Annotated in this window: 15 protein-coding genes; 3 read left to right on the top strand and 12 right to left on the bottom strand. The window is 43.9% G+C overall.

Translation table 11 applies throughout. The annotated features are described in order from the left end of the window. Nucleotides 1-51 precede the first annotated feature (51 nt). The 5 genes from ACRRU2_RS01645 to ACRRU2_RS01625 all read right to left on the bottom strand — a co-directional run bounded on the left by ACRRU2_RS01645 (nucleotide 52) and on the right by ACRRU2_RS01625 (nucleotide 5,078). Nucleotides 52-489: a hypothetical protein gene (locus ACRRU2_RS01645; protein WP_432499748.1), complete on the bottom strand. Its 438-nt coding sequence runs from the start codon at nucleotides 487-489 to the stop codon at nucleotides 52-54. A gap of 281 nt (nucleotides 490-770) precedes the next feature. After that, nucleotides 771-1,034: a YlbG family protein gene (locus ACRRU2_RS01640; protein ID WP_331701713.1), complete on the bottom strand. Its 264-nt coding sequence runs from the start codon at nucleotides 1,032-1,034 to the stop codon at nucleotides 771-773. Between the two features lie 26 nt (nucleotides 1,035-1,060). Further along, on the bottom strand, nucleotides 1,061-1,549 hold the full coding sequence (locus ACRRU2_RS01635; protein ID WP_331701714.1) for a YlbF family regulator: 489 nt from the start codon (nucleotides 1,547-1,549) through the stop codon (nucleotides 1,061-1,063). A gap of 101 nt (nucleotides 1,550-1,650) precedes the next feature. After that, nucleotides 1,651-3,387 (bottom strand): helicase-associated domain-containing protein, encoded by a 1,737-nt coding sequence (locus tag ACRRU2_RS01630; protein ID WP_432499747.1) that lies wholly within the window; start codon nucleotides 3,385-3,387, stop codon nucleotides 1,651-1,653. Nucleotides 3,388-3,404: 17 nt separating this feature from the next. Next, a complete protein-coding gene (locus ACRRU2_RS01625; RefSeq protein ID WP_432499746.1) occupies nucleotides 3,405-5,078 on the bottom strand; it encodes a DNA repair helicase XPB in 1,674 nt (557 codons plus the stop codon). Nucleotides 5,079-5,244: 166 nt separating this feature from the next. Here ACRRU2_RS01625 and ACRRU2_RS01620 point away from each other — a divergent pair, with 166 nt between their 5' ends. Next, nucleotides 5,245-6,093 (top strand): thermonuclease family protein, encoded by an 849-nt coding sequence (locus ACRRU2_RS01620; RefSeq protein WP_432499745.1) that lies wholly within the window; start codon nucleotides 5,245-5,247, stop codon nucleotides 6,091-6,093. Nucleotides 6,094-6,140: 47 nt separating this feature from the next. Here ACRRU2_RS01620 and ACRRU2_RS01615 read toward each other — a convergent pair whose 3' ends face one another. Beyond that, nucleotides 6,141-7,319: an amidohydrolase gene (locus tag ACRRU2_RS01615; protein ID WP_432499744.1), complete on the bottom strand. Its 1,179-nt coding sequence runs from the start codon at nucleotides 7,317-7,319 to the stop codon at nucleotides 6,141-6,143. Nucleotides 7,320-7,587: 268 nt separating this feature from the next. On the opposite strand from ACRRU2_RS01615, the gene ACRRU2_RS01610 reads away from it, so the two are divergent. Further along, a complete protein-coding gene (locus ACRRU2_RS01610) occupies nucleotides 7,588-7,932 on the top strand; it encodes a YugN family protein (RefSeq protein ID WP_331701719.1) in 345 nt (114 codons plus the stop codon). A 161-nt stretch (nucleotides 7,933-8,093) separates the two neighbouring features. Here ACRRU2_RS01610 and ACRRU2_RS01605 read toward each other — a convergent pair whose 3' ends face one another. The 6 genes from ACRRU2_RS01605 to ACRRU2_RS01580 all read right to left on the bottom strand — a co-directional run bounded on the left by ACRRU2_RS01605 (nucleotide 8,094) and on the right by ACRRU2_RS01580 (nucleotide 13,567). Further along, entirely contained in the window at nucleotides 8,094-8,477 is a 384-nt protein-coding gene (locus ACRRU2_RS01605; protein ID WP_331701720.1) for an Asp23/Gls24 family envelope stress response protein, read from the bottom strand. Nucleotides 8,478-8,719: 242 nt separating this feature from the next. Beyond that, on the bottom strand, nucleotides 8,720-9,013 hold the full coding sequence (locus tag ACRRU2_RS01600) for a YlaN family protein (RefSeq protein ID WP_331701722.1): 294 nt from the start codon (nucleotides 9,011-9,013) through the stop codon (nucleotides 8,720-8,722). Between the two features lie 127 nt (nucleotides 9,014-9,140). Continuing rightward, nucleotides 9,141-9,383, bottom strand: a complete 243-nt coding sequence (locus ACRRU2_RS01595) for an HPr family phosphocarrier protein (RefSeq protein ID WP_331701723.1) — start codon at nucleotides 9,381-9,383, stop codon at nucleotides 9,141-9,143. A gap of 153 nt (nucleotides 9,384-9,536) precedes the next feature. Next, complete coding sequence (locus tag ACRRU2_RS01590) at nucleotides 9,537-10,652, bottom strand: aminopeptidase (RefSeq protein ID WP_432499743.1); 1,116 nt, start codon at nucleotides 10,650-10,652, stop codon at nucleotides 9,537-9,539. A gap of 62 nt (nucleotides 10,653-10,714) precedes the next feature. After that, nucleotides 10,715-11,452 carry a hypothetical protein gene (locus ACRRU2_RS01585; RefSeq protein ID WP_432499742.1) on the bottom strand — a complete coding sequence of 246 codons (738 nt, stop codon included), beginning with the start codon at nucleotides 11,450-11,452 and terminating at the stop codon, nucleotides 10,715-10,717. Between the two features lie 216 nt (nucleotides 11,453-11,668). Next, a complete protein-coding gene (locus ACRRU2_RS01580; protein WP_432499741.1) occupies nucleotides 11,669-13,567 on the bottom strand; it encodes a sensor domain-containing diguanylate cyclase in 1,899 nt (632 codons plus the stop codon). A gap of 463 nt (nucleotides 13,568-14,030) precedes the next feature. Here ACRRU2_RS01580 and rpsD point away from each other — a divergent pair, with 463 nt between their 5' ends. Next, on the top strand, nucleotides 14,031-14,630 hold the full coding sequence (gene rpsD / locus ACRRU2_RS01575) for a 30S ribosomal protein S4 (RefSeq protein ID WP_331701727.1): 600 nt from the start codon (nucleotides 14,031-14,033) through the stop codon (nucleotides 14,628-14,630). The last annotated feature ends 765 nt before the right edge of the window (nucleotides 14,631-15,395 follow it).

Raw genomic sequence — 15,395 nt, 5'->3', positions numbered from 1 at the left:
CAAGCTTCATAATTCCACTATTATTATATTAACACTAACGACTCATAAATATCATTTTCTTTTGCGGCTGTTTTTTACAAGCGTCATGCGCCTCGAATGCCGCAGCCACGAATAGTAGGACTTAAGGTCACGTAATTCAATCGTTTCAGACATTCTGCCCAGAAAAGTAACAACGACCATCTGATGCAGTGGATTTCCGATAATATCAGTTTCAGTCAACGATGTTGCGAACTCAGCAACAAATACTAAATCTTCGTCGATAACATAAACATCCTCTTCATTGCGATAATATGGCGCTACCCTGCCCTGTTTCAAGCAATCCCATATATATTTTGCAATATCATCATAGCCGGTTTTCTCACCTTCAATGCGATCCTGCCAACGTTCGCGGGCATGATTCGTAATAATGACATCTACAACCTTCTTATCGCCAAGCTCAATATGAAAGGATTCATAAGTATTCCATCTGCTCGTCATTTTATCCTTCAATTCGCAACACCTCCTTCCAAAGAACCGGGTCTTTTTTCCTATTCTTTTTATTCCATTCTATCATGATTGTCTAATAATTCAATAAACTTTTCGCATTCCTGCTAAACTATTTCCATTTATGGAACCCTTTCATGGCTCAAAGAGATTAAACGGCTCCGCCGTCCTTTGGACAGGCACGTTTACCAACGAAATTTAAAACAGGTATAGGGAAAAAACATATACTTTCTAGTATTCAAAAAAAAGCACCCCATCAATATAACTGATGAGGTGCCTGTAAAAGGCTACATGCTATAAAATTTTGATTTTTCTTCTGTATCTTTCGTATATTCGGTCTTCAGTTCATTGCGGTAAGAACGCTCAATTTTGCGTACATAAGGCAGCTTGCCCAGCTGCTTTAAAGCTTCCTCCGCCCTGTCAGCATTCATATATATAACGACATAATGCAGCTTTTTGGACATATAATGAACCGAGCCAAAACGCTCTAGGCTTTTTGCCGCTTTCAAATCACTTACCCAAATAATGTACCCTGTACGTTCAGGTAGCATTGCCCCACTCCTTAAATATGCAAATGTTAGCCGCAGCCGCCGCTTCCGCAGCCGCATGAGCCGCCGCTACCACAGCCGCCCAATTTTTTTTCATTGCTTGGCACTTTAATGTTAGCGGATACAGAGCCTGCGATCATAGTTGCTATATCATGCAGCATCTGATCCACAACGAGCTCTGATGCTTTGAATTTGCTTACGCTTTCGATTGCTCCCAGCTCGCGCTCAATTTGCTTTACTTTATCCTTTGCAGAATGATAGTCGGGATGAAATCTTCCGAAGCGCTCGCACTCGGCAAAAAATTCCTTCGCTTTTTCGAATTTTTTACTTACCTCCATAACCTGAGCATCTTCAAAAACAACTTTCTTCCAATATAAATATTCAGCCACTTCAGCGGACTGATTAATGGAGTCTCCTAAATCATAGGCGCTCATTAAGAGCGATGCCATATCCAATGATGCTGTGCCGATTGGCGCATTCGTTTCTTGCGCTTCATATACGCGCTCAGCAGCAAACATTATACCACCTCATTTCAAAATCATTTACTTATTAATCATATCATATATACTTTATGCCTGAATAGCAGGAATTAAGAGGATAACCGCTAAAGGCGATATGGCTAGAGCGATTCAGGTGCTATTAATTGCATCTCATTCCACTGATCAGACCGCAGCCAAACCAGCTGTTCGGCTGCAGGATCCGCTGTATCTCGATCATCTGCCCAGTGGCCTGCAACACGCCATTCATCGCCGGCAAGCTCCGTATACAAAGGAATAAACAGACGCGGCTTGCCCGAATATTGTATAAGCACCTCTGTTTTCCAAAGAATAGCTTGTTCAATCAGCTCTTTTTTTGTTGAGCTGTGATACGCCTGATATTTTCCGGTCCACATTGGAGGCAGATTCAGCAAGCCATTTTTCAATTCCATTCTTGCCACACTCTCTTCAGACCAAGTATATTGCCGCAAGTCTAATTGAGCAGCGAACAAAAACTGAGCTATATCAGACTCTACAAAATTCACCTCATAGGTCAGCTCGCCAGCCAGCTGTGCTTGAAATTGCGGGTATTGCTGGCCAGCAGAATAAGTGCGCTCCTCTGCATTTTCCTCACTCATCCATTCCGCAAGCATAGCCGCTATGGAGGCAGGAAGCGTTCCAGCATGATGCTGCAGCAGCTGTATAATATCCGACCGCTTGCGACCGTATTGAGCTGCCCGAGAAAGCGACTCTTTCGTTAATCTATAAATCGCCATATGATCGTCATGCACATATTCCGCTACCAGCTCAAGCTCCCATCTGAGTAAAAAATAATCAGCAGGCACTAAAATTTCTCCATTTGCCTGTACGATCACTTCGCTGCCGGAATATTGCCCCAACAAGCGTTTTCGAATATAGGTTTGCTTGCTCTTAACGTCATAAATTGAATCAAGCCAGCCGCATTGATGAAGTAATTGATGATAAGCAATTACTTCGGATGAATTGTACCAATGCCCGCAATCCAGCTGAGTGTAGGCAGCCGCTTCGCCTGCATTAGTATTTTTAGTATTACTGATCGCCTGATCAAGGACAAGCGTCTGCAGCTGGCTGATCCGCTCATTTGGCGGCATTGCCAGCCAGCTGTGCAGCTTTGCCATGTTCCAGCTTAAGGCCTGTTCGCTTCTAGCAAGCAGGCCAAGAGACAGCGCGGCAGCAAGCAAAAAAGCAACTGCATTGGAAGGCTGACTGCCCGATGCAGCAAGCCCAATGGCTTGCAAAGCATTATCTTTCATATCGACAGCAGCCGCTAAACGCTTTGCAACAGGCAGCGGCAGCAAGCCCTTGCTAGTAAATTTGAGCCCGGAGCGACCCAATTCGGCCAGCATGCTGAGCATCTGCCGATCCAGCGGACGCGCTCCTGCCAGCACCTCGCCTGCTCCCCACAGCGCAAGCTCCTGATCAGCATCCAGCGGACGAGCAGCACACGGAAAAAATATAATATGCCAGCTTAAAAAAATGTCCGTTGGCATCAAGTAATGCCTCTCCCCCCATACCCTTTGAAGCGCAAACAAAATGCCAGCGCCTTCCAGCTGCTTAAGCCCGATCATACATTTTACACCGGATTGCTTCGTTTCCTGCATTAATCGCTCCATAAGCTGCTGTTCTTCAATGGGCTGCACACCGCAAACATTCATATAGGCTGGCAAAACCATCCTTGCTTCCGCCTCCAAATAAAATGCGGCTCGCTTGGCAGCCTCAGCCTGAATAACCGCTTTATGCCATTGCTCATTTTTCCGCAACGCTTTTCTCCATATATGATAAGATCCGATCTCTTCAACTCTGGCTGCACATAATTTTGCCAGCATATCAGACAAAAGCATCAATAATCACCCTTAATCTATACCTTTTCTTTAAGCTCTACCCGTTCATACTGATACCCCTGCTCAAGCATAAACAGCTGGCGCTTCATTGCAAATTCCGTCTCTTTCGTTTGATCGGTAACAAGCGTATAGAACCAAGCTTCATTCGTACCTTGCTTAGGCCTTAGCAATCTGCCGATCCGCTGAGCCTCCTCCTGTCTGGAGCCAAAGCTGCCGGATAGCTGTATCGCAACGCTCGCATCCGGCAAATCAACAGCCAAATTAGCTATTTTAGATAAAACGAGCACTCGAATTGGCCCTGATTTGAATTGATCAAATATTTTCTGCCGCTTTTCATGGCTTACCTCGCCAGTCAATAGAGGTGCTTGCAGCAGCTGGGCCGCCTCGCTAAGCTGTGACAAATATTGCCCGATAACGAGCGTTTGCTTATCCGCATGCTTTTCTAAAAGCTGCCGTACAACCGTCAGCTTCTCTGCATTTTCCGAAGCGATACGCAGCTTCTCGCGCGCTCCCGCCTTCTCATACTTCATTTGCACAGCTTTATCCAGGGGCACCCGGATTTCTGTACAATGAACTTCGGCTATAACCTGCTGCTGCTCCGCATTTTTCCAATTCATGTCATATAGCTTAGGGCCGATTAGGGAATAGACATCTTCAGCGCAGCCGTCCTCACGTATTAAAGTCGCCGTCAGCCCTAATCGCCTAGTCGCTTGTATATCGGCTGTCATGCGGAATACAGGAGCAGGCAGCAGATGCACCTCATCATAAATAATGATTCCCCATTCCCGCTCGGTAAAAAGCTGCATATGCGCAAAATCAGCAGTTTTGGAACTGCGATGAGTCAAAATATTGTACGTAGCAATTGTGATCGGCCGAACCTGCTTGCTTCGTCCGCAATATACGCCAATATCCTGCTCAGTTAAAGTTGTTTTGTCGAGCAGCTCTTGTTTCCATTGCTGTACAGAGGTAGAGCTGGAGGTCAATATTAGCGCAGCCTTGCGTAAGCTTGCCAACGCCGCAATGCCAACAACCGTTTTGCCCGCTCCGCAGGGTAAAACGGCAACACCGCTGCCGCACAGCAGCTCTGTTTGATGCTTCCATCTTGCCAGCGCTTCCTGCTGGTAACTGCGCAGCCTGAAGCTAACGCCGCTCCGCGTTGTCGTCCGCAGCTGCACCGGCAAATCTTCCCCCGCTATATAGCCCGCTTGATCGATAACCGGAAAGCCGCTTCGCGTGAGCTCTTGTTTAATGAGCCCGCGATCTTCAGCATTAACTACGAAACGGCACTCATTGATTGATGATACAGCCCACTTATGTACCAAGCTCATTAATGGCGCAGTATGCAGCAAACTGGAATCAAAAGCCAATATAAGCCTTTCCTTATCATAATACAGCACTACTTTGCCAAACCTGTTCAACCATGCCCGTATCATCGCTTCTGCCTTAAGCGGCAATCCGTTCGTACTGTTTTGTTTCATCCACTCGAGCATATCTCGTTCATTTTCACCCATGCTCACTGCATTCCATAAAGATAGCGCCGACAGCTTGTAAAGATGGATCGTTCCGGCTTTATGGAGCAGCTCTGTCCAAGCGTTTAATTTTTCTCTTGCCACAGCAGCATCAGGATGTGCATGATTAAGTAATATGGTCAAATCCGATTGGACGGTAATTGCGCCTGCCGAATAGTTCATTTTCCTTACATTCGCTCCCTCTCTAATAACCCTTATTATCCAGTATGAATAGTTGTTGCGAAATTTATGCTCTTTGGCATATCCAAATTATTATGATTTCAGTTATGATATGGTATAGTAATGACAATCAGAAAACTTTTACTCATTATGCAGGAGGTTTCCTCTAATGAAACAATATATCGTTTTTATCTTATTTACTATATTGCTTGCCAGCTGCTCCAGCCAGACAAGCTCCAAGGTTGACGTGCCTAAAGCTAACCAGTGGTATACGGTATCCAGCTTTGTCGATGGAGACACCTTTCATATTCAAAATGGCGATAAAACAAATACAGTTAAGCTTTTATCACTGGAAGTGCCGGAAATCAAAAATACACCCGATGATCTTAAGCATTTAGGACTGCAGGCTGCACTGTTCACTCGCACCCAATTAGAAAATTCAAAAGAAGTAAAACTTACCTTTGATAAACAGGCAGTTAATGCTTTAGGACAATTAGAAGCAATCGTTGAGCTGAGAGATGGCAGAATTCTTAATGAGCTGCTGCTTGAGGAAGGATTGGCGACTGTTGTCATTAACGAACCTAATGTGAAGATGGAAAATATTTACAAAGGAATTGAACAAACAGCCAAGCAAAATCAAAATGGCATTTGGCGCTCAGGCACAGAAGCAGGAAATGTGGATATCCCTGTAAAAAAAGCGGATGAATTAGGAATTCGTATTTGGGTTGATAAAGAGGATGAGCTCGTCGTAATTACGAATATATCGCAAAACAGCATCGAGCTTGACGGATGGAAGCTCGTTAGCGTAAAAGATAACCAAACCTTTGTTTTTCATGATTATGCACTGGAGGCCAATAGTTCCGTACAAATCGCTTCAGGAAAAAATGCTGTTAATAAAAAGAGCTCCCCAAATACATTGATTTGGGAAGCAGATAATATCTGGCATCTTAATGAAAAAGATCCAGCAGAGCTGTATACGGACAAAAATGAACTGGTGGCTGTGTGGGAGGATAACTAAATTCATTTGAACGAAAGCCTTCAAGCTGATGCACATACAGCTGGAGGCTATTTGTGCTCGGCGCAGTAGCTTTCCGCCATGCCGATTAGCAAACGGGCGGAATATGCGATTGCCCGCTCATCAATATCAAACATAGGATGATGATGAGGATAGCTGGCGCCTGCCGCATCATTGCCCGCGCCTACAAACATAAAGCATCCCGGGATCTGCTGCAAATAATAGGAAAAATCTTCTGCAATTGTGATCGGTTGTGCTTGTATCGTATTTTCCTCGCCGAATTGCGCCCGCGCGACTTCAAAAAATCGCTGCGTCTCCTCCTTATTATTGACAAGCGTAGGATAGCCTTCTCTAAGCTCGTACTTATATTCAGTTTGGTACAGCGCGCATACATGCTGGATAACGTCTTCCAGCCTATGCTGCATATATTGGCGCGTAGGCTCGTCGAAGGAGCGTATCGTCCCTTTTAATTGGCATCTCTCTGCAATCACATTAGGAGCAGAGCCTGCATGTATAGAGCCAATCGTTATGACGGCCGGCTGCAGCGGATTAACATTGCGGCTAACAATCGTTTGTACAGAGTGTACAAGAGCAGTCCCCGCAATAATGGCATCTACCGATTGGTGAGGCAAGCCGCCATGGCCCCCTTTTCCAAAAATATCAATTATAAATTCATCTGCTGTGCTCATAAATGCGCCGCTGACGGACGAACAGCTGCCTATATCCAGCGGCGTCCATAAATGTACCCCATATATAACATCAACCCCTTGCAGCGCTCCAGCCTTGATCATGCTTGCCGCTCCACCCGGGCTAACCTCCTCCGCAGGCTGAAAAATCAGCTTTCTTACGCCAACCCAATCCTTGTTGTCCTGGTAATAGGCAGCAATCGCTAATAATGCTGCAGTATGGCCGTCATGCCCGCAGGCGTGCATGACATTGCTGTGCCTTGACCGGTATGTACAATCTTTTTCATCTTGAATCGGCAAGGCATCTATATCCGCTCTAAGGGCAACGGTTGGTCCTGGCCTATGACTGTCAATTGTTACAATGATGCCGTGACCGCCTATATTGGTTAATGGCTGGCAGCCCAGCTGCTCTAATTGTCCGGCAATCCATCTGGATGTCTCCGCTTCTTGAAAGGAAAGCTCCGGATATTGATGCAGATGTCTTCGCCAATTTATAATAAGCTCTTCAATGCGCCCCATAAATTGTTCTGCTTGCTTGCTCATTATCTTCCCCCTCCTTCTTCTGAATAAAGCATAAATGTAGATCTGGGATCCTATTGCTTCGTGTATGTATTTTAGCAAATAAATGCTTGAATATAAAAGGATGGCATCATAAATGGTCCTAAATGTACGTTTGTGATGAACATTTCTTGAAATTGTTGTTTTTAACCGTCAATTGACCGCATCATAGGGTTGCGCGGAGTGGGGAAACATACTATCATGAGAAAAGACGATCAACCATGATAATTAGTTATAACTGGGAGGAAACACAATGATTATTGAAAATAGCGGCCTTAACGGCATTCAAACTGAACTTCATCACTTGGATGCTTCCACTGAAAAAGCTGGCTTCGTGCGCTGGCAGTGGGATTACTTCCGTGCAACATATGACCTTAAGCTTTCTGATCGCGCTTCCGGCTCAGATTACTATTTGCGCATTAATGCCAGAGCAATCGAAGGCAAGCTCGAAAATCCGCATGCTGTTCTTGAAATTGAGCATGTTTATATCGGACGGGCAACATTCCCTCATGGCTTGGAGTATGAATCGCTAGTTCCAGGACATATTATGGACACGGTGAAGCAGCGCTTGCAGCAGCTTGCCAAAGCATTAAGCTAATCAAACATAACCGCACTTATATGAATATGCATGGCTGCCCACAATTGTAGGGCAGCTTTTTAACATTTGAGCCTAAAATATTGGTGTACTGCATTGCTTTCAACTTGATCTTGCTTATAAAAACAACGGCATTTCTCGAATTGAGAAATGCCGTTAGTCAATTATTTCAAACGAAGCTGCGGCTCTTCAACTGCTTCTTCTTCTTTGAAAGCTACACCTTCTACTTTTATGTTTACTTCGACTACGTTAAGACCAGTCATATTCTCAACTGACTCGCGAACGTTCAATTGAAGCTGACGGCAAACTTCCTGAATGGGAATACCATAGTGGACAATAATACGCAGATCAATGGCAGCCTCCAATTGTCCGACTTCGACCGATACGCCTTTCTGAACATTTTTACCGCTCAGACGCTTTGCAAGGCCCTCGGAAATACCACCGGACATAGCTGCTATGCCAGGAGTTTCCAGCGCAGCAAGTCCTGCAATTGTAGCTACTACATCATCAGAAATTCGAATCATACCCGTTTGAAGGTCTTCGGTCATGTCATTCACTCCTCCATTTACCATATACGTCCATTGTAATAGAACTGTGGGCCACAAGCAAGAACGAACGCGGCTTTCAGCAATAAATATGACAATTGTCATGTAAAAACAAGCATTTATTGTATTTTTTAAATCATAAATAAATGAATCTTGTCCAAATTTGCACTATTTTTTACACGGTGCACCAACCTAACAAACCAGCCTATCCTCTTCCGCGAAAGCAATAAAAAAAACAGCCTGTATTAAAGGCTGCTCTTTCGATCCAATGCTTCATATAGCACTGCTAAATTCCGTTCCAGCCTGCTAATGATTTCTTTACCCGCTAATTCTCCAAGCAAGCCTGCTCGTACAGCGAAATCCACTTCGCGAGAAAAACCATACATTTGAGTATCTAACACTTCTTCATATAGCGGACATTGACGCGTCGTCAAGTTTTCCATTTGAACTTCGATTAGCTTCTCTATTTTACTAGCATCCTCTTGAAGAAGACGAAGCGCCTTCTCATGCATTAATATTGTGATTTCAGGCACAGACATCGTTTTCCCCCCTAAGTGCACATCCACTGTCTTATATATTTATATTAGTCGAAAACTTGTCAATACACAAGGACAAAACAAAAAAGCGCTTCTTTTTCGTAAGAAGCGCTCCTTTGCCATGACACTATTATTCAGAAATTACTTTTACATTCAGGTTATGCTTTGCAAAAACGGCTGACATTGCTTCTTTAGCTGCTTCTGCATCCGGACCGTGTACATGGAGCTCATAGGAATGACCGCCCACCAATGTAGTAAATAGTCCCAAAATACTTTTCACATCTATATATTTATTATCAGCCTGTAGAACGATAGATGATGTGAATTGACCTGCTGCCTGAGAAATTTCAACGATAGCTGCGTTATTGGACATGGGGGATCCCTCCATACTATTTTTAGTAAAGCTTTCCTTTGAAACCATGTTAACCTAAAACGTACTATCCTTCAAGAGAAATTTTATATTTTAAAGCGGTTATCAGTATATATTCACAGCCTATAATGATTATGCTTAAAAGCATATTCACGCCTATTTCAAATGCTCAGGATTTAAATATTCCAGTTCCGGAATAACAAATCGTCCATCCTTGCGAATGAGCACATCGTCAAAATAAATCTCTCCGCCTCCGTACTCAGGACGCTGTATCAATACTAAATCCCAATGCAAGGCAGAGCGATTCCCATTATCGGTCTCTTCATAAGCCTGGCCTGGCGTAAAGTGCAGGCTGCCGTCGATTTTTTCGTCAAAAAGAATATCATTCATCGGATGCTGAATATAAGGATTAAAACCGATTGCAAATTCGCCTATATAGCGCGCGCCTTCATCCATATCGAATATTTCATTGATCCGCTTAGTATCGTTGCTCGTCGCTTCAACAATTTTTCCATCTTTAAATGTCAGCTTAATGTTCTCAAATGTCACACCCGATTGTACGCTTGGCGCATTGTACGTAATCGTGCCCTGTACGGAATCGCGCACTGGCGCTGTAAAGACTTCACCGTCAGGAATATTGCGGTTGCCTGCGCATTTTTTCGCGCCGATTCCTTTAATTGAAAAGGTTAAGTCCGTGCCAGGCGAAACGATGCGCACCTTGTCCGTGCGATTCATCAGCTGCTGCAACGGATCCATCGCCTTATCCATACGGGAATAATCGAGGTTGCAAACATTAAAATAAAAATCCTCGAACGCTTCTGTGCTCATATTGGCAAGCTGCGCCATCGATGCGTTCGGATAACGAAGCACAACCCACTTCGTTCGCTTCACTCGCTGCTCCATATGTACTGGGTTACGATAGATTTGATCATACAGTCGCATGTTAGCTTCAGACACATCAGCCAGTTCATTGATGTTGTCTCCCGAGCGAACAGCTATATAGCCTTGCATTTGCTTCATTCTTTCCAAATCCAAGGACGACCATAGCTCCATTTGCTCTTTAGTGGCATGCATCAGCATAGTCCGCAAAACGGAGCGATCGCTTGTTTCAACAAAAGGCCTGCCGCCTCGCTTCGCCACTTCCTCAATCAAGCATTTGGCTAGCTCTACCTCTTTGCCTATCATATCAATCAAAACATTTTCACCTGGCTGTACATCAATTGAGTATTGCACCAAATTTTGTGCCAGCTTTTGTAATCTTGGATCACGCATTGTCTAATCTCCTTCCCGCTTGCATAACTAAAATTTCATAATATAATCGTATCACGATTTCATTAGCGCTGCATAGCATTGCTTGCTCGGCCGTCAAAGGAATGCAGATGCAGAACGGTTCTTCTTACTTCCTTCATCAGCTTGCCGTCGCGCTCATATTGAAATTGTGTATACTCATTCAGCTTAAGCGGGAGCATGCGCGCTGTATCGATAACAACTGCAGTCGATGAGCTTACCTGCAGCGTGCCCAGCATAGCGGCCAGCTGCTCCTCGGAGCGCTTAAGCTCCTCTTCCCACTCTTTGGTGTGGCTGCCGCTGCCGTCTGGCAATGAGACAGCAATTTCCTTCAATTGATCCTTAAGCTGCTCCTCCCAGCGTTTTTTAGCATTCTCGCTTAGCTCATCCAATTTTATTTTTACTGTAGACGCAGATGTTTCCGGATCTTTGCCAAACTCAACGATAGAAGCCTCATAGTTATCCGCCTTCAGCTGTCTTAAAATTTGCGAAGGATGCGAATATTGCGATTTTTCGGCGCTGGACTGCACGGTCAATTGATTATGGTCGGTTACTTTCCCTTGAAAGGTAAACGGCTTCATCATAGAATAACCATCTGCTTCAATGGAAGTAGAGCCTGTGAATTCATAATGATCCGTTGCTTCCAGTCCCGCATAGGCCAGCGAAATCCAGTCCTTTGCTTCCAGCCTGGGCTTCATGATGTTGCAGCCTGCCAGCGCGATGCTGCTTGCAATGACGACGATGCTGACTAAAGCCTTTTTACGGTTCTTGCTTAACCATTTCATTACTGCGTCCTCCAATAGCTTTGTTCTGGTTATTCTGACAGAAAGCTTTCTGCTCCGCTGCAGACTTTCACACTTCTGCCAATAGGCCAGTTACAATCTAGCATCCCTAGGCAAACCGTTCATTATTCCTTCCAATAGTAATTATTAAAATAAAAAAACGCCTGACGGCGTTCCTTCGATCGAACATATATAGTTTGACTGCTAGCTCTCCTATTGCTATTCCGCAGCTACAACGATCCTGTTGCGGCCCTTATGCTTGGCGTCATACAGGGCCATATCCGCCCGGTAAAACAGCGATTCTACACTTATCTTCTCATGTGTGCTTTGCCATTCAGACACGCCGCAGGATACCGTTACTCGAGGATTCGTTTTGCTGGAAACCTGATCGCGTATTCGCTCGGCAATGACACGCGCCTGCTCAATGCCGATCTTCGGCAAATATATCGCTAACTCTTCCCCGCCCCATCTGGCTGCAATATCGCCTGATCGTATAGCGGTTTGTATAATGCTGCTAACTTGAACTAATATTTCGTCGCCAATGAGATGACCGAATGTATCGTTAATTTGTTTAAACAAATCAATATCGGCCAAAATTAACGAACCGCAGCTATCATAACGTTGCTTGTTAACGATTTGCTCATTCAAATAATGGCGCGCATGCAGCCCGGTCAAATTATCTGTAATCACCATGCGGCGCACTTCTGCATGCAGCGATGCATTGGCAATCGCCAAACCTACATGCGTGCTGATTACTTGCAGCAGCTTGTAATTTTCATAGGAAAAGTAGTTCGCAATGCGGTGTGCAATTAAAATAACGCCGATGACTTCTCCTTCTACAAAAATAGGGGCTGCAATTAATGAACGGGAATCTGTATTATCCATTAAAGTAGAAGAAACGGCGGAAGAATTCATATAATCAGAAATGATCAAAGGCTCTTTCGTACGATAAACAATGCCGCTGAATCCGTACTCGATCGCAAATTTGGTTTTGACAAGCATTGGCACATTGCTCGCCTTCACTTCAAAGGAATCGCTTTCCTTACTTAGCTGCAGTATACAGCAGTAGTCGGCTTGAAAAATCGACAACAGTTCATTCGTCGCGAATTGAAATATTTCTTTCAGGCTTAGCGATTGGTTGAGCCGCTTGGTCATCTCATTAATCAGCCTGAGCTCCTTAATAAGCATATTAGACTGCTCATACAGCTTTGCATTCTCAAATGCCGAGCCTGCCGTGTCCGCGAACAAGCGAATGATGTGCAAATCTGAATCATTCCAGTTATCGCTTGCGATTAAAATCTTAAGTATGCCATAAGCGGCCTGCTTGCCCGTCAGCGGCACAGCTATCGCGAGCTGACCGTTTGCATACGGTTCAATAACAGGCTTTTCATTCAAAAAAGCTTCTGCAATAATATCATGGGCCATCACGTCGAATACTAGCGGATGCACTCTCGGATCACCGTGCACATGATCCTGGGACAAATACAGATGAGCTTCTGAGGATTCATACAATATTTCTACGCCTTTAAGCAGCTCGCTGAGCACACTGGAAACGTCATTCTGATTGTACATTTTGCGAGATGCAATAAGCAGTGCTTCCCCTCTTCTTGCCTCGCGTACCATCCGTTCCTCTTGCTCAATGATAGCCTTCATGTAAATTTGTTCAAATATATAATAGAAGCAACTGCGATAATGCATGGCGCATGCTTGTATTGTTGCCTCCGTCATGCTGGTGTGCTGGAGAGCTGCGTATAAAAATACAGCAAACACTGCATCTTCCGTACGCTTAAGGAGAGGTACCGCCATCACCTTGAATTCTCCGTGACTGCGCACTGCTGGCGAGCCTTCTCTAATTGCTTCGGAGATTACGCTCTGCAATAGGATGTTCAAATCGCCTTGCTCTAATTGAAACGAGGAGGTGTTCCCGCTAACGCCGTGCCTCCTGCCGCAGTCGTCAACTAAAATAAAATACCCTTCGTCACTAGCTGTTATTTGTGCTGCCTCGCTTCTCCACTTTGCAAAGCTCTCACTCAACAAGGGGGGGAGGTACGGCTGATCAGCGTGTTTAAAATCTTCGCTGGCAAACCAAATTAATTCGTTATTAAGTATAGTTTTCATTCAGCTCCCACCCTTTCAGCAATTTACAAGGAGATGAGCCCTCTTTCTTTCATCATACTTGATTGTTAAGGATTTTGCACTATAATAATGTAAAATTTATAGGACTTTAGACTCTTTTTTACAAAAGATTAATGAATCTGACAGTTTTCTCATATCGCCTTGAATGCTTTTATTTTAAAATTAGAAATATTATTATTATGAAACAAATCGGCTCAAAGTGGTACCTTGATTCGCATTTCAATTCCCGCCTGTCTTTCTCTTGACTTTTGCAATGAATCTCCTATAATATAAATGTTGAATATATGGGCGTACGGGTTTTGTGTCACCCTCATGTAATATGTTCACTGATTCGCCAGCGGCTGAAGTGCAAATCAGGGACGAGCTAATTCGTCAGCAGAACGTATTCGGCGAAACACAACCCCATTTATCAAAATTTCATTTGATGAAGGAGTTAACACGACGCATGGCACGTTATACAGGACCTAAATTTAAATTAAGCCGCCGCCTAGGCATTTCCTTGAGCGGTAACGGAAAAGACTTGAAACGCCCGTTCCCTCCAGGACAACACGGACCAAACCTACGCAGAAAAATTAGCGGATACGGCATTCAATTGCAAGAGAAGCAAAAGCTTCGTCATATGTACGGTTTGCAAGAGAAGCAATTCCGTAACCTATACGACAAAGCTGCTAAGATGAAAGGTATTGTCGGCGAGAACTTCATGATCCTTCTTGAAAGCCGCCTGGACAACCTTGTTTACCGTCTTGCATTTGCTAACACTCGTGCAGGCGCACGCCAGCTTGTATCTCATGGTCATATTACAGTAAACGGCAAGAAAGTGGATATCGCTTCCTACACTGTTTCTGTTGGCGATGTAATTAGTTTGCGTGAGCGCAGCCGTTCTCTTAAAACGGTTAAAGAAGCTATGGAAGGCCGCAATCACCTTCCTAACTACTTGGAGTTCAGCGAGCAAGCGCTAGAAGGCAAATTCGTTCGTCTACCTGCTCGTGACGAATTGTCCCAGGAAATCGACGAGAAGCAAATCGTTGAGTTCTACAGCCGTTAACGGATTTTCTCTGGATGCACAAAAAGCCCTAAGAACCCTTATATCAAGGGTTCTGGGCTTTTTTTCATTTTGACAAAAATGCAGGAAAAAGCAAAGAAATGCACTTATTTGGGGCTGTTTTTAGGGCTAATTAATAATAATAATTCGTGGGTAGACGCTAATGGATAGTATATACAAAAGAGTGGCAGGGATGCTTTCTAATGCGGCTATTTTTTAGGTATTCTCCCACATAATCTATCTTTCTCATCATAAATCAATATGCATAAGTCTTTAAAACTTGCTTTGAGTTCAAAGTACTGTTTAAGAGCTTCTTCTTTGCTCAATGGTTCACCAAAACGTTCGTTTTTAATTGCAATATAATACTTAAACATAAACAAATTGTTACAAATTCATACATAATACACAATGATTTCTAGTAATATATTCCTATAAAAAAGCCACCTGTGATACAAAGATCATAAGTGGATTTTATTGGTTAGTGGCATAATACCATTCTATCAAAGGATTCACCTCTCTACACTTACGATTTTTTATTACTTCTAGCATAGAGTTAATTCAATACTTTTCAATCATGAATTTTTTGTGGTCTGCGTGCATCTGTTTATGTTCTTCAAAATCCTCTTTTGTTGGTGGTGTTAAGTCGTTTCTGATGAAAACCTGAAACAAAAAAAGGAAAAAAACATAGATGCTACATTTGTGCCATCATTAAGGTCCATTAGCGGGTAAGTTAAGGTCTAAAAAACACCTGAAGTCCCATGTCTAAGA

Origin of the sequence: Paenibacillus sp. GXUN7292 (assembly GCF_050864975.1) — a bacterium.
Taxonomy (GTDB): domain Bacteria; phylum Bacillota; class Bacilli; order Paenibacillales; family Paenibacillaceae; genus Pristimantibacillus.
The sequence above is the reverse complement of the archived record's forward strand: the minus strand, read 5'-3'. Positions and strand labels throughout refer to the sequence as shown.